Source organism: Mycobacterium lehmannii (genome assembly GCF_001499925.1).
In the GTDB taxonomy this organism is placed as follows: domain Bacteria; phylum Actinomycetota; class Actinomycetes; order Mycobacteriales; family Mycobacteriaceae; genus Mycobacterium; species Mycobacterium lehmannii.
In genome coordinates, this window is record NZ_LQIR01000012.1 from 232,076 (window position 1) to 247,080 (window position 15,005).

At 68.7% G+C, this 15,005-nt stretch carries 13 protein-coding genes and 1 pseudogene; 8 read left to right on the forward strand and 6 right to left on the reverse strand.

Features of this window, described 5'->3' with window-relative positions:
* Positions 1-119: 119 nt before the first annotated feature.
* The 3 genes from AU192_RS09120 to AU192_RS09130 are packed head-to-tail and all read right to left on the reverse strand — an operon-like array spanning position 120 to position 3,010.
* Positions 120-1,601, reverse strand: coding sequence for a flavin-containing monooxygenase (locus tag AU192_RS09120; RefSeq protein WP_064395450.1), 1,482 nt, complete (start codon positions 1,599-1,601; stop codon positions 120-122).
* Between the two features lie 18 nt (positions 1,602-1,619).
* On the reverse strand, positions 1,620-2,051 hold the full coding sequence (locus AU192_RS09125) for an ester cyclase (protein ID WP_064395451.1): 432 nt from the start codon (positions 2,049-2,051) through the stop codon (positions 1,620-1,622).
* Positions 2,048-3,010, reverse strand: a complete 963-nt coding sequence (locus tag AU192_RS09130; protein ID WP_207544918.1) for an alpha/beta hydrolase — start codon at positions 3,008-3,010, stop codon at positions 2,048-2,050. The genes AU192_RS09125 and AU192_RS09130 overlap by 4 nt, the downstream gene beginning before the upstream one ends.
* On the opposite strand from AU192_RS09130, the gene AU192_RS09135 reads away from it, so the two are divergent.
* From AU192_RS09135 to ribD, 8 genes are all read left to right on the forward strand, one after another.
* Complete coding sequence (locus AU192_RS09135; RefSeq protein ID WP_064395452.1) at positions 3,009-3,731, forward strand: lysoplasmalogenase; 723 nt, start codon at positions 3,009-3,011, stop codon at positions 3,729-3,731. The genes AU192_RS09130 and AU192_RS09135 overlap by 2 nt on opposite strands.
* A gap of 77 nt (positions 3,732-3,808) precedes the next feature.
* Positions 3,809-5,755: a primosomal protein N' gene (locus tag AU192_RS09140; RefSeq protein WP_165593283.1), complete on the forward strand. Its 1,947-nt coding sequence runs from the start codon at positions 3,809-3,811 to the stop codon at positions 5,753-5,755.
* 84 nt (positions 5,756-5,839) lie between these two features.
* Positions 5,840-7,597, forward strand: a complete 1,758-nt coding sequence (locus tag AU192_RS09145; RefSeq protein WP_064395454.1) for a DUF2207 domain-containing protein — start codon at positions 5,840-5,842, stop codon at positions 7,595-7,597.
* A complete protein-coding gene (locus tag AU192_RS09150; RefSeq protein WP_064395455.1) occupies positions 7,591-8,127 on the forward strand; it encodes a LemA family protein in 537 nt (178 codons plus the stop codon). The genes AU192_RS09145 and AU192_RS09150 overlap by 7 nt, the downstream gene beginning before the upstream one ends.
* 42 nt (positions 8,128-8,169) lie before the next feature.
* Positions 8,170-9,099 (forward strand): methionyl-tRNA formyltransferase, encoded by a 930-nt coding sequence (gene fmt / locus AU192_RS09155; protein ID WP_064395456.1) that lies wholly within the window; start codon positions 8,170-8,172, stop codon positions 9,097-9,099.
* A gap of 10 nt (positions 9,100-9,109) precedes the next feature.
* Positions 9,110-10,480, forward strand: a complete 1,371-nt coding sequence (locus AU192_RS09160) for an RsmB/NOP family class I SAM-dependent RNA methyltransferase (protein WP_165593284.1) — start codon at positions 9,110-9,112, stop codon at positions 10,478-10,480.
* A gap of 4 nt (positions 10,481-10,484) precedes the next feature.
* The gene (rpe, locus tag AU192_RS09165; RefSeq protein ID WP_064395458.1) at positions 10,485-11,162 is read left to right on the forward strand and encodes a ribulose-phosphate 3-epimerase; all 678 of its coding nucleotides are present in this window, start codon (positions 10,485-10,487) and stop codon (positions 11,160-11,162) included.
* On the forward strand, positions 11,159-12,160 hold the full coding sequence (gene ribD / locus AU192_RS09170; RefSeq protein ID WP_064395459.1) for a bifunctional diaminohydroxyphosphoribosylaminopyrimidine deaminase/5-amino-6-(5-phosphoribosylamino)uracil reductase RibD: 1,002 nt from the start codon (positions 11,159-11,161) through the stop codon (positions 12,158-12,160). The genes rpe and ribD overlap by 4 nt, the downstream gene beginning before the upstream one ends.
* Before the next feature lie 112 nt (positions 12,161-12,272).
* Here ribD and AU192_RS09175 read toward each other — a convergent pair.
* From AU192_RS09175 to AU192_RS09185, 3 genes and pseudogenes are all read right to left on the reverse strand, one after another.
* Positions 12,273-13,262: pseudogene (locus tag AU192_RS09175) on the reverse strand (ABC transporter ATP-binding protein); the annotation flags it as partial.
* Positions 13,263-13,266: 4 nt separating this feature from the next.
* Positions 13,267-14,316, reverse strand: coding sequence for an ABC transporter permease (locus AU192_RS09180; RefSeq protein WP_064395460.1), 1,050 nt, complete (start codon positions 14,314-14,316; stop codon positions 13,267-13,269).
* Between the two features lie 47 nt (positions 14,317-14,363).
* Positions 14,364-14,918 (reverse strand): type 1 glutamine amidotransferase domain-containing protein, encoded by a 555-nt coding sequence (locus tag AU192_RS09185; RefSeq protein WP_207544919.1) that lies wholly within the window; start codon positions 14,916-14,918, stop codon positions 14,364-14,366.
* Between the last annotated feature and the right edge of the window lie 87 nt (positions 14,919-15,005).

Below are 15,005 nucleotides of genomic sequence, written 5' to 3' on the forward strand. Positions count from 1 at the left end.
GCGTTGAGGAGTCGGACGAGATAGGTCCGTCTAGTCCTAATCCCAGCGCCGAAACTGACGAAATGGTCGCCGTAGACACCTGATTCCAGCCATTTCGTCGGCCTCGGCGCGATGGTGGCCTACGAACTGAACGCGTAATCCCGAAGCGGGAAGCGGCGGCTGCGCCAGTACGCCTCGAGCGTGGTGGTCGGCCGCAGCGGGGCGTCGCCGTTCTTGTCGAAGTAGTAGCTGTTGGCCCGCTGGCAGCTTTCCTGCCAGAAGATCTGGCGGTGCCGTTTGCGCATCATCTCGGCGAAGTAGCGGTCGTTGGCCTCCTGCGTGACCTCCACGCGGCGGGCGCCCTCGCGTCGGGCGTGCTTGAGGCAGCGGACGATGTGATGCGTCTGCGTCTCGATGAGCGCGAAATATGACGAACCGACGTAGCCGTACGGCCCGAACACCGTGAAGAAGTTCGGGAAACCCGGCACACTCACTCCTTCGTAGGCCTGCAGCCGGTTTTCCTGCCAATGCCGGCTCCAGGACCGGCCGCCGGCCCCGGTCACCGAGAAGGTCGGCATCTCGTCGGTGTCCATCACCTTGAACCCGGTGGCCAGGATCAGCACGTCGGCCTCGCGGGTGGCGCCGTCGACGGTGGCCACACCCGAACCGGTGATCTTGTCGATCGGCTCGGTGACCAACTCAACGTTGTCGCGGTTGTAGGTCGACAGATAGGTGTTGTGGAAGCCGGGCCGCTTGCAGCCGACGGCGTAGTCGGGCGTGAGCTTTTCCCGGACCTCCGGATCGTGCACCTCTTTACGCAGATACGATTCGCCGACCTTCGACATGTTCTTGGCCATCGGGTTGATGGAGAAGTACTGTGCGGGCAGCGTGAAGGTGAGCTCGACGAACGCCTGGCTGAGCATCCGCTGCACCACATGGCCGCCGGGCAGCCGCATCATCCGCCGCACCGTCGGCGACAGCGGCACGTCGAACTTGGGGAAACACCAGATCGGTGTGCGCTGAAAGACGGTGAGCTGCTTGACGATCGGCGCGATCTCGGGGATCACCTGCACCGCTGACGCTCCGGTGCCGATGACCGCGACGCGCTTGCCCGAGAGGTCCTGCGAGTGGTCCCAGCGCGCGGTGTGCATGGTCACGCCGGCGAACGAGTCGACGCCGTCGATGTCGGGCAGGTTCGGCGTGACCAGTGCGCCGCACGCATTGATCAAAAACCGTGATGTCAGGACGTCGCCGGAGTCGAGTTCGATCCGCCACAGGTTCTGCTCGTCGTCGTAGACGGCGCCCAGCACCTTGGTATTGAACCGGATCTTGGGCCGCAGACGGTACTTGTCGACGCAGTGCTCGGCGTAGGCGCGTAACTCGCTCCCCGGTGCGTACGTGCGGGTCCATTCCGGGCTCTGCTCGAACGAGAACTGGTAGGAGAACGACGGAATATCAACGGCGATACCGGGATACGTGTTCCAGTACCACGTCCCACCCGGTCCCTCGCCGGCTTCGATGATCAGATAGTCACCCAGCCCGGCCTTGTCGAGGCTGATCCCCGCCCCGATGCCGGAGAAGCCGGCGCCGACGATGATGGTGTCGTGATCGGGCACTGTCATAGAGCCTCCCCGTGTCGCTCACGTCCCGATCACGGTACCCCCGTTGTTCAGCCGTTGCGACAGCTCCCAAGCGCTGCGTTCGACCCAGTTGGTGAGCAGCTTGCCGTCCTCGCCGACAGCCCAGACCGCGGTACCGGTCATCGCAATTTCGCTGCCGTCGGGCGAGCTTCCGAGGTAGCCGTTGTTCTTCCCCGTCAGTAGCCACCGCGACGCGACGCGCCTGCCGTCGGCGCTCTCGAACGACTCGACGACCTCGAGATGTAAGTCGTCGACCTTGTTCAGGAATCCGGCGATCCAGGCCTTGAAATTCTCGCGGCCACGCACCGTCTCGCCGCCGGTGATGATCACGAAGTCGTCGACCACGAAGCGGTCCACCGCCGCCGGATCATGGGCGTTCCAGACCTCATCCCAGAACGCGTGCACGGTGTCTATGGATTTTGTTGTGCTCACACAGCGTGTAACGCGCCGCGCAGCGCCCTCAATCCCCGTTCGGTGGCCTCAGTCGCCGCGGGCACCACCCCGGCATAGCCGAGGTAGCCGTGCACGAGTGTTCCGGCGTTGTGCAGTTCGACGCAAACCCCGGCGGCGGACAACAATTCCGCATATCGGGCCCCGTCATCACGCAACGGGTCATGGCCCGCGACGGCGATGTAGGCCGGCGGCAGCCCGGTCAGGTCCGCGGCGCGCGCCGGCGCCAGCGTCGCCGGCATGTCCGACAGATCCATGTCGCCGACGTACCACCGCGAAAAGCCGCCCACCGCAGCGAAATCGAGGATCGGCGCGTCGGCGTTCTCGGCGAACGACGGCAACGTGGTGTCCCACGTCGTGGCCGGATACCACAGCAGCTGGAAACAGATCTGCGGCCCGCGCGCGTCGCGCGCCAACTGCGCCACCACCGCGGCGAGATTGCCGCCCGCCGAGTCGCCGGCCACCGCGAGCCGACCCGCGTCGACGCCCAGCTCGTCCGCGCTCGCGGCGACCCACCGCGTCACCGCCCACACATCGTCGACAGCGGCGGGGAAGGGGTGCTCGGGAGCCAGCCGGTAGTCGACGGCCACCACCACGGCCTCGGCGTCGGCCGCATGTCGACGCGCGGTGCCGTCGTAGCTGTCGAGGTCACCGACACACCAGCCGCCGCCGTGAAAGAACACCACCGCGGGGGCGGGCGCATCGGACGCGGTCGGCGGCCGGTACACCCGGACGGGGATCGGGCCACCGGGCCCGTCGACCGTGCGGTCCTGTGCCTCCACCTCGGGGAGGATCTCGACTCGCGGCAGCGCGTTGAACCGCTCACGTGCGGCCTGCACGCCCCCGTCGGTTGTCAACTGGAACGGAACTGCCTGCAGTACCTTCAGCAGAATGGCGTCTATGGGTTCCGGGCTGGTTGGCCCCACCTCAGGGACTGACATGGGGACACCGTACGTTCACCGGCGGACCCGACTTCTGTGGGTGGCCGCCACCGTCGTGGCCGCCGGGTACGGGCTGTTCCTGATCGCGACCGCATTGCGACTGCCTGCCGGTGCCGAGCTCACCGGGCAGTTCGTGCTGCAGCCCGCGGTCAAGGCCGCTGCGGCGGTGCTGCTCGCCGCGGCTGCGGTGACACATCCGGTCGCGCGGGAACGACGCTGGTTGGTGGCTGCGCTGCTGTTCTCGGCGGCCGGCGATTTCCTGTTGGCGCTGCCGTGGTGGGAGCCGTCGTTCGTGCTCGGGCTGGCCGCGTTCCTCGTCGCCCACCTGAGCTTCCTGGGCGCGCTGTGGCCGTTGGTCGCCCGCTCCAGTCCGAGGCTGGCCGCCGCCGCGGTCACGGTCGCGGCCTGCCTGGCCCTGCTGGTGTGGTTCTGGCCGCGGCTCATCGCCGAGGGCATGGCCGTACCGGTCACGCTGTACATCGCGGTGCTCGGCGCGATGGTGTGCGCCGCGCTGATGGCCCGGTTGCCCACGCCGTGGACGGCGCTGGGTGCGGTGTGTTTCGCGGTGTCGGACGCGATGATCGGGATCGGCAAGTTCGTGCTGGGGTCCGAGGCCCTGGCGGTGCCGATCTGGTGGGTGTATGCGGCCTCGCTTGTGCTCATCACCGCCGGGTTCTTCTTCGGCAGGACGTCGGTGCCGTCTGCTACCAATCCTGCGTGACGCGGTCCGACAGCCCGGCCCGCCCGGGCGCCACCAGACAGCCTGCCGAGCACGAGCCGGTCGCGCGTGTGCTGCCGATGCTGACCGTCCCGCACCTCGACCGCGAGTTCGACTACCTGGTCTCCGCCGAGCAGTCGGACGACGCGCAGCCCGGAGTCCGCGTCCGGGTGCGGTTCCACGGCAGGCTGGTCGACGCGTTCATCCTGGAGAGGCGGTCCGACACCGACCACGTGGGCAAGCTCGGCTGGCTCGATCGAGTGGTCTCGCCCGAGCCGGTGCTGACGCCCGAGATCCGTCGACTCGCCGACGCCGTGGCGGCCCGTTACGCCGGCACCCGCGCGGACGTTCTGAGGCTGGCCATCCCGCCGCGGCATGCCCGGGTCGAAAAACAGGAGCCGCCGCCGACGGCGCCGATCGACCCGCAGCCCGTCGCAACCGACTCCTGGAACGCCTACGGCAGAGGTGAGCAGTTCCTCGCGGCGTTGGCGGGCGGACGGGCCGCCCGAGCGGTCTGGCAGGCGCTGCCCGGGGAGGCGTGGCCCGACCGGCTGGCCGAGGCCGCGGCGGTGATGGTGAACTCGGGCCGCGGTGTGCTGGTGATCGTGCCGGATCAGCGCGACATCGACGCGGTGCACGCCGCCGCGCTCGGCCTCCTCGACGAGAATCTGGTGGTGGCCTTGTCGGCGGGACTCGGCCCCGCGCAACGCTATCGGCGTTGGTTGTCGGTGCTGCGCGGCAGGGCCCGGCTCGTCATCGGCACCCGCAGCGCGGTGTTCGCACCTGTGGCCGACCTCGGTCTGGTGATGGTGTGGGACGACGGCGACGACACGCTCGCCGAACCCCGTGCGCCGTATCCGCATGCCCGCGAGGTGGCGATGTTGCGGGCACATCAGCTGCGCTGCGCCGCACTGATCGGCGGATTCGCGAGAACCGCGGAAGCCCAGGCCCTGGTGCGCAGCGGCTGGGCGCACGACCTGGTCGCGCTGCGGCCGACGGTGCGGGCGGCCTCGCCGCGCGTCATCGCCCTCGACGACAGCGGATTCGAACAGGAACGCGACCCCGCCGCGCGGTCGGCCAGGCTCCCGTCGATGGCGCTGCAGGCGGCGCGCAAGGCGCTGGAATCCGGCGCCCCGGTGCTGGTGCAGGTGCCCCGCCGCGGATACCTACCCGCCCTCGCGTGCGGGCGCTGCCGGGCCATCGCCCGGTGCCGCAACTGCACGGGGCCCTTGTCGCTGCCCGACCGCGATGCCGCAGGCGCGGTGTGCCGGTGGTGCGGGCGCGCCCACCCGTCGCTGCGCTGCGTGCGGTGCGGCTCGGAGGCGGTGCGCGCGGTCGTCGTCGGGGCCAGGCGCACCGCCGAGGAACTCGGCAGGGCGTTTCCGGGCACGACGGTCATCACCTCCGGCGGTGACGCGATGGTCGCCGAGGTTGCGCCGCAGCCCGCGGTTGTCGTCGCCACGCCCGGCGCCGAACCGGTGGTCGCGGGCGGCTACGGTGCCGCGCTGCTATTGGACAGCTGGGCGCTGCTCGGTCGCCAGGACCTGCGGGCGGCCGAGGACACCTTGCGGCGGTGGATGGCCGCGGGCGCCCTGGTACGCAACCGCGGCGACGGCGGGGTGATCGCGGTGGTGGCCGAGTCCGCGATACCGACCGTGCAGGCGCTGATCCGCTGGGACCCCGTCGGTCACGCCGACGCCGAGTTGAACGCGCGCGCTGAAGTCGGCCTGCCGCCCGACGTGCACATGGCCGCGGTGGACGGACCGCCCGAGGCGGTGCACAGCTTGCTCGACATCGCCGATACGCCCGAGGGCACCGAACAACTCGGCCCGGTCGACCTGCCGGTCGGCGCGCGCCGACCGCCGGGACTGGCGTCCGACACGACGGTGATCCGGATGCTGTTGCGGGTTCCCCGCGACACCGGACTGGCCCTTTCCTCGACCCTGCGCCGGGCCACCGCCGTGCTCAGCGCCCGTCACGACCAACAGCCGGTTCGCGTTCAGATCGACCCGCTGCACATCGGGTGACCCGATGGCCAGTTCGCGCCGAAATCGGCCCGCTGCACTTAGGGTGAACCGGAAACCTGGCGTCGCACGCAACAGGAGGACCGCATGCGCCGGCTGTTCGCGTGGTCGATCACGTTGCTGGTGCTGGCATTTGCGGTGCTCTGGCCAGTGGTGTTCAGCGGTGGTGGTGGTTCGGAGGCCGCACCCGCCGACGACCCCGTCGTCATCACGGACTACGACGTGGACCTCCTCGTCGACGAAGACGGGCGGCTCGACGCCGTGGAGACCATCACCGCGGATTTTCCCAGCGGCAGGCACGGCATCTTCCGGTACTGGGATGTGACCAACCCCAACAGTCCTCACGTGCGCCAGGTGCCGGAGATCGACTCCATCCTTCTCGACGGCGACCCGGCGCCCTACGAGCTGCTGTGGGAAGACGGTGAGCGGTTCCTGGTCGCCAAGATCGGCGATCCCGACAGCTACCTGAGCTACGGCGAGCACGTATACGAGATCCGCTACTCCATCGACGGTGTCCTCGATCCCGGAACCACCGGTGCGGACCGGAGATTCGCGACATCGTCGGGTGAGCCCGCCGCGACCGAATCGGTGTTCTTCTGGAACGTGATCGCGCCGGCCTGGAACAACCGGATCCAGCGCGCCGACATCTCGATCGGGCTGCCCGCAGACGTTCCCCGCGTGCAGTGTTCGGTCGGATACGGCGTCGGCGGGCAGTGCCTGGACCTGACGACCACGGGGAACAGGGTGGAATTCTCGGCCCGAAACCTCCCGCCGCGCACGCCGGTGACAGTGCGGGCAAGTGTGGACGTGCCGACGCCGCCGCGGACCGAGCTGCCCTGGACCTATGAATGGGACCGCGTGCTGGGCCAGTCGCTGGCCGGAGCGCTATGGGTGGCGGCGCTGACTGTGGCGGCCGGCTTGGCCGGTCTGCTGTGGTACCGCACCACCGTCGAACCGTCGCCGGGTTTCCCACTGCAGTACGCGCCACCGGAGGGCCTCGGCCCGGTGCAGACGGAGTACATCCGGACCGAGACAGTTCCCAAACAAGCCCTGACCGCGACGCTGTTCTACCTCGCCGAGCGGGGCTTGATCGAACTGCGCCAGGTCAGCGAGAAGCATTGGCGGATCCGCGGCATCGCCGAGCACGGCGCCTGGGTCGACGTGGACCCGGTCAGTGTGACCGTCGGGTCGGTGTTGAAGGTTCTGCATCCGGGCGGCGAGTTTGAAGCGAAGAAGACCGTCAAGTCGGGCCAGAAGCTCAACAAGGCCAAGACCGATCTGGCCAAGGCCGTCCAGAACTGGGCCTTCGACAACAAGCTTCTCGTCAAACGGCGCAACGAACTCTGGCTCCGCACCGCGAACGCCATCGCGTTCGTGCTCATGCTGTGCGCCGTCTTCCGCTGGCTCTTTCCGACCACGATGTGGGCGTTGCCGTTCGCGGCGTTCTTCCTGCTGTCGATCGGTTCGTGGGCCGCGGGCGTAGGGACCAGGCGCACCGAGGCCGGCCGCGATCTCTGGTCGCGCGCAGGTGGTTTCCACCGCATGTTGACCACCGATTCGGCCGAGGCGCGATTCGACTTCGGGGCGCGCAAAGACCTCTACTCGGCCTACGTTCCGTTCGCGGTCGCTGCGGGCGCCGCGGCACTGTGGGCAAAGAAGTACGAAACGACGATGGGAGCGGCTGCGCCACAGCCGGATTGGTACAACTCGACCACACACGGCGGTACGGGATTTGTCGGCGGCTCCGGCGGAGCGAACTTCGACAGCTTCGAGTCCGCGTTGTCGTCGTCGATCGGCGCGTACACCGCATCACAGTCGTCCAGCGGGGGCGGCGGCTCATGGTGACGCTGCTACTGACGATCGCACTGGTGCTGGCGGTGCTGGCGTTCATCGTCTTCGTCCTCGGCTACAACAAACTGCGCTCGGCCGACGTACGTGTCGCCGAGGCGCTGAGCGGAATCGACGTCGAGCTCACGCGTCGCGCGTCGCTGATCCCGAGCCTCGTGCACACCGTGCAGACCTTCGCCGCGCACGAGAAGGGCATCCTCGACCACGTCACCAACGCGCGCGCCGCCCTGACCTCGGCCACCACCGGCACATCGGTGGCCCAACGAAGCGCCGCCGAGAAGCAACTCGACACCGCGCTGGCCCCGCTGTTGGCGCTCGGCCAGGACTACCCGCAGCTGAACTCGTCGAACAATTTTCTCAACCTGCAGGAAAATCTCACCGACAGCGAGAACAAACTGGCGTTCGCGCGCCAGTACTACAACGACTCGGTCGCCACACTGAACCGATTGATCACCACGATCCCGTGGATGTTCGTCGCACCCATGACCGGCGTGTCCGAACGCGAGTACTACCAGACCCCGCGCTGAGCACCCGGACGTCGTCACCGCCGCCGTCTCTAGACTGGCGCGGTGCGCATCGTCTTCGCCGGCACCCCGGAACCCGCCCTGCCTGCGCTGCGCCGTCTGATCGAATCGCCACGTCACGATGTTGTCGCGGTGCTGACCCGCCCCGATGCGGCATCGGGTCGGCGCGGCAAGCCTTCACCGTCGCCGGTCGCGAGGCTGGCGCTCGAGCACGACATCCCGCTGCTGCGGCCGTCGAAGCCGAACTCCGACGAGTTCATCGCCGAACTGACCGAACTGGCGCCGGAATGCTGCGCGGTGGTCGCCTACGGCGCTTTGCTCAGCGAGCGACTGCTCGCCGTGCCCGAACACGGCTGGGTGAACCTGCACTTCTCGGTGCTGCCGGCGTGGCGCGGAGCCGCGCCGGTGCAAGCGGCGATCGCGGCGGGGGACACCGTGACCGGCGCGACCACGTTCCTCATCGAACCCGCCCTCGACTCCGGTCCCGTCTACGGTGTCGTCACCGAAACCATCCGACCGACGGACACGGCAGGTGATCTCCTTGAGCGACTGTCGATTTCAGGTGCGGAGCTGCTCGATCGCACGCTCGACGGAATTGCCGACGGCACGCTGACGGCGGTACCGCAGCCCTCGGAGGGAGTGACGATCGCTCCCAAGATCACCGTCGACGAGGCGCGCGTGCGGTGGGATCTGCCCGCCCATGTCGTCGAGCGGCGGATCCGCGCCGTCACACCGAATCCCGGTGCCTGGACGATGATCGGCGACCTCCGCGTCAAAGTCGGTCCCGTCACCGTCGACGAGGACTCGCAGGCCATGGCGCCCGGCGCGATCCGCGTCAGCCGCGACGGCGTGCGCGTCGGCACCGCGTCGCAGCCTGCGCTGCTCGGACAGATTCAACCACCGGGCAAGAAGCTCATGGACGCGGCCGACTGGGCCCGCGGCGCCCGCCTCGATGATTCGGCACGAGCCGAATGACCGCCGAATGATCAAGCCGCGCAGCAACCGTCCGCAACGGCGCAAGCCTCTGGACCCGGCCCGCCGGGTCGCGTTTGACGTGTTGCGCGCCGTCTCGGAAAAGGACGCCTACGCCAACCTCGCCCTGCCGGCGTTGTTGCGGGAACGCGGCATCAGCGGCCGTGACGCGGCCTTCGCCACCGAACTCGCGTACGGCGCCTGCCGAACCAAAGGACTGTTGGACGCGGTCATCAGTCACGCCGCGGGCCGCGCCACCGACAGGATCGACCCCGTTCTCCTGGACCTCCTGCGCCTCGGTGCCTATCAGCTGCTGCGCACGCGGGTCGAGCAACACGCCGCGGTGTCCACCACCGTGGAGCAGGCCGGTATCGAGTTCGATTCGGCCCGTGCCGGTTTCGTCAACGGCGTGTTGCGCACCATCGCCTCGCGCGACGAACAGTCCTGGGTCGCGGAACTGGCGCCCGACGCGGCGACCGACCCCATCGGTCATTCGGCGTTCGTGCATGCGCACCCCCGGTGGGTCGCGCAATCGTTCGCCGATGCGCTGGGCGTCGACGCCGGTGAACTCGATGCGCTGCTCGCCGCCGACGACGCTCGGCCCGCCGTGCACCTCGCCGTGCGCCCAGGGGCGTTGACCGCGCAGGAACTGGCCACGCAGGTCGACGGCACGGTCGGCCGGTATTCGCCCTACGCGGTGTACCTCACCGGCGGTGACCCGGGCCGGTTGCAGGCGGTGCGCGACGGCAATGCGCTGGTGCAAGACGAGGGCAGCCAACTCGTCGCGCAGGCGCTGACCCTGGCCGGAATCGACGGCGCCGACGGCGGACGCTGGCTGGATCTGTGCTCGGGCCCCGGCGGGAAGACGGCCATGCTGGCCGCGTTGGCGCCCGACGGCGCACGGGTCACCGCGGTGGAACCCGCGCCCGCGCGCGCCGATCTCGTCGAACAGAACACCCGCGGCCTCCCCGTCGACGTGCTTCGCGTCGACGGTCGCGAGCCCGGCGTGGAACCCGGCTTCGACCGGGTGCTCGTGGACGCCCCCTGCACGGGCCTCGGTGCGCTGCGGCGCAGGCCCGAGGCACGGTGGCGGCGCAGGCCCGGGGATGTGCCGCCGCTCGCGAAACTGCAACGTGAACTCTTGGCGTCGGCGATCCGGCTGACGCGGCCGGGCGGCGTGGTGCTCTACGCCACATGTTCGCCGCACCTGGCCGAGACCGTGGGCGTCGTCGCTGACGCGCTGCGCCGACACCCCGTGACAGCGCTGGACACCCGGCCGCTGTTCGCGCCCGCGGACAATCTCGGAGCTGGGCCCTATGTCCAGTTGTGGCCGCACCGCCACGGCACCGATGCGATGTTCGCCGCCGCGCTCAAAGTAGGGTAGGCCCATGGCAGGACCCCTGATCGCGCCGTCGATCCTGGCGGCCGACTTCGCCAGGCTCGCCGACGAAGCCGAGGCCGTGCGCGGTGCGGACTGGCTGCACGTCGACGTGATGGACAACCACTTCGTGCCGAACCTGACCATCGGTCAGCCCGTCGTCGAATCGCTGCTGAAGGTGACCGACATCCCGATGGACTGCCACCTGATGATCGAGAACCCCGAGCGGTGGGCGCCGCCCTACGCCGAAGCGGGCGCCTACAACGTCACGTTCCACGCCGAGGCCACCGACAACCCGGTCGGCGTCGCCCGCGACATCCGCGCCGCGGGCGCCAAGGCGGGGCTGTCGGTCAAGCCGGGCACCCCGCTGGAGCCGTACCTGGAGATCCTGCCCGAGTTCGACACGCTGCTGATCATGTCGGTGGAGCCGGGATTCGGCGGGCAGAAGTTCATCCCGGAAGTGCTGGTGAAAGTGGGTACGGCCCGGCGCCTCGTGGACGCGGGCGAGTTGACGATCGTCGTCGAGATCGACGGCGGCATCAACGCCGACACCATCGAGCAGGCGGCCGAGGCGGGGGTGGACTGCTTTGTCGCGGGCTCGGCCGTATACAGCGCAGAGGACCCCGCCGCGGCGGTGGAGTCGTTGCGCAGGCAGGCCGCCGCCGCCTCCAAGCATCTGCGGGCATGAATCTCGAAGCCGCGATGCGGCTGGCGGTCCAACAGGCGGAGAAGGTCAAGGGCACGACCTATCCCAATCCGCCGGTCGGAGCGGTCATTCTGGACCGCGACGGCGAGGTGGCCGGTGTGGGGGCCACGGAGCCTCCCGGTGGGTCGCACGCCGAGGTGGTCGCCTTGCGTAGGGCGGGTGAGCGCGCCGCCGGAGGCACCGCCGTCGTGGCGCTCGAACCGTGCAATCACTACGGCCGCACCCCGCCCTGCGTGGATGCGCTTGTCGCCGCCGGAGTTTCGGCGGTCGCGTATGCGGTCGCCGACCCGAACCCGATCGCGGCGGGTGGGGCAGCGCGGCTCGCCGAGGAGGGGGTGGCCGTGACCGCGGGTGTGCTCTCCGACGCGGTGGCGGGCGGCCCGCTGCGCGAGTGGCTGCACAAACAACGCACCGGGTCGCCGCATGTGACATGGAAATTCGCGACCAGCGTTGACGGTCGCAGCGCGGCGGCCGACGGCAGCAGCCAATGGATCACCAGCGAAGCCGCCCGCGCGGATGTGCACCGCAGGCGCGCCGTCGCCGATGCGATCGTGGTCGGAACCGGCACCGTGTTCGTCGACGATCCGGCACTGACGGCGCGACTCCCCGACGGCGCCCTCGCCGATCGTCAACCGCTGCGGGTCGTCGTCGGAGAGCGTGAGATCTCGCAAGAGGCAAGGGTTCTCAACGACGACTCACGCACCATGGTGATCCGCACCCGCGATCCCCACGAAGTGATCAAGGCGCTGTCCGATCGCACCGATGTGCTGCTCGAAGGCGGTCCGACGTTGGCAGGCGCATTCCTACGCGCCGGCGTCATCAACCGGATCCTGGCCTACGTCGCACCGATCCTTCTCGGTGGCCCGATTACCGCGGTCGACGATGTCGGTGTGCTGAGCATCGCGCACGCCCAGCGGTGGCGCTTCGATCAGATCGACCCCATCGGCCCCGACGTGCTGCTGAGCCTCATTCCGGGGTAGCCGCGTCCTCGGCGTCCGGCGCGCTATCGTCCTTCTCGCTCAGCGGGCCCTCGTCGAATTCGCCGCTCAGCGGGCTCCCGTCCAATTCGCCGCTCAGCGGGCTCCCGTCTAATTCGCCGCTCAGCGGTCGGTGCTCGATGAGGTCGCGAACTCCGGTCATCCCCAACCGTTTTCGGAAAGCCTGCACGGTGTAGCCCACCACGGTCGCCTCGGTTCGCGCCTTGGCCGTCGCGGACCGAGGCAGATGGAACAGCGGCCCGATCTCGCCGAAGTAGTCGCCTTCGGTCGCCACCTTCAGCGATTCCTCACCGCCGCCGGCCAGTTCACGCATGATTTCGATCTCGCCGTCATCGACGATATAGATCTGGTCGCCCATGGTGCCCTGCTCGAACAGCACCTGACCGGCTTCCAGCTTTACGGTCTCCGGTGGGCGGTCGGTGGAGGCGAAGTTCGGCACCATCTCGACGACCCGATCGGCCAGCGGCAGGATCCGGCTGTCATGTGTCGCCACGACCACCATCCGATTATCGGACGCCAGCTCGCGGATCAGCTTCAGCACCTCTTCGACCTGGATGAAATCCAGATGCGCCGTGGGCTCGTCGGCCAAAATCAGCGGGGGATCGAGCGCGATCGCCCGGGCCACCGCCACCCGCTGCTGCTGTCCGCCGCTGAGGTCACCTGGCCGGTGGTCGAGACGGTCCTGCAGCCCCACCCGTGCCAGCAGCTGTTCGGCCCGCTTCCGGGAAGCCCGGCGCGACATGCCGTTTGCGCGAAGCGGCACCATCACGTTCTCGACCGCGGTCAGGCTGGGCACCAGGTTGAAGGCCTGGAACACGAATCCCACCGTCTCGCGGCGGTATGTCGCGAGCTCGTTGGCGTCGAGCGAGGTCACCTCGACGTCGCCGAATTTGATCGCACCCGAAGTGGGTTGCAGGATCCCGCCGAGGCACGACAACAGCGTTGTCTTCCCACATCCGCTGGGGCCCATCAGGATCACCAGCGAGCCGGCCGCGACGTCGAGGTTCAAGCCGTCGATCGGGCGTACGGCGTGCCCGCCGCTGCTGTACTCGACGACGAGATTCTGGATCGACAGATCGCCCATGGGCTCACGGCCCCCCGAACGCCAGGGCGGGATCGACTGACACCGCACGACGTAACCCCGCCGCGCTGGCGATGAGGCCGATCACCACCGCGACCACCGGCAGCGCGACGAAGGCCTCTGTGGGCACGATCACCTGCATGGGGAACAGCGGTCCAAGCAACAGCGACAGCCCGGCGCCGACCAACGCGGCCAACAGCGCCACGATCACCGCCTGCAGGGCGAGTCCGGCCATCACCGAACGGGTAGGCACCCCAATCGCTTTGAAGACGGCGAAGTCCCGCAGCCGTTCCAGCGCGGACAGGTAGACGACCGAACCCACGATCAGCGCGGCGACGATCCACAGCAGGACCGCGACGATGGTGATGGAGTTGACGGCCACCTTCAACGGCCGCAGCAGATCCTCGATCGCTCCGGCGCGGTCGACCGCTCGATAGCCGTTGGGCACCTGCTCAAGGGAACCGCGGACGCCGATGGAGGCAACCAGTCGCTCGCCGCCGTACACCAACTGCTGTGCGCCCTCTGTGGTGAGAAACACATTGGGCAGGTTCGCCAATGCGGTCGAGTTCTCCACCAGGCCGACGATACGCAGCGTCTGCGAGGCGATCTCGACCTCATCGCCGACGCCACGACCCAATGTGGTGGACACCGCGACTTCGTCGGGGGTCGTGGCCGCGCGCCCTTCGATGACGGCCGGCATACCCGGTCCGCGTTCGGGCGCGCCGAAGATGTCGACGTTGCGCGTCGCCCCGTCGAGAGTGGCCGTGCCGCCGGCATAGGCCAGGGGAGCGGCGGCATCGACGCCGGGAGCGGCAGCGATACGGCGTAATTCCACGGGGGCGAACGGTGTGGCACCCACGAACGGACCCGACGCGCCGGCCTTCACGATGAACTGGTCGACACCGAGGCTGTCGACGGTTCTTTCGGCCTCGGTCTGGAAACCGTTGGCCAAACCTGTGAGCACCAGCGTCATCCCGAAAATGATCGCGGTGGACAACACCGCGATGGCGAAACGTCGCCTTCGCCACTGCATGTCGCGCAGCGCGGCGATGAGCATGTCGGCGACGTTACCCCGGCTGTGGTCCTCGGCGCGTGGGGTTTCGGCTACTTCGCGAAAGCGCTGACCAACGTGTTGCAGAAGGCCGGCAGGTCATCGGGTTTGCGGCTGGACACCAAAGTGTTTGGCCCACGCGAGCATTCGACGACCTCGTCATCCACCCAGTTGGCCCCGGCATTGACCAGGTCGGTCTTCACGCTGGGCCACGACGTCATGGTGCGTCCGCGCACGACGTCCGCCTCGACGAGGGTCCACGGTCCGTGGCAGATGACCGCGACCGGTTTTCCCTCATCGAAGAAACTCTTTGTGAGCGCGACCGCGTCGGCGTTCATGCGCAGGTTGTCCGGGTTGGCCACGCCGCCGGGCAGCACCAACGCCGCGTAGTCGGACGCCGACACCGAATCGGCGGACTTCTCGGCGTCGAACGTGTCGGCGGGGGTCAGGTGGTTGAACGCCTGGATCTTGCCGACCTCCGTCGACACCAGTTCAGGGGTGCCCCCGGCCTGCTCGACGGCCTTCCACGGCTCGGTCAGCTCGACCTGCTCGACACCTTCGGTCGCAACCAGGAACGCAATCTTCTTGCCATTCAGTGAACTTGCCATGAGCTTTCTCCGTTGACGTTAGGTGTGATGCCCCGCATACCCCGCGCGTCGAGGAGTCAATCAGCACGTTCACGTCGGTACACTCGT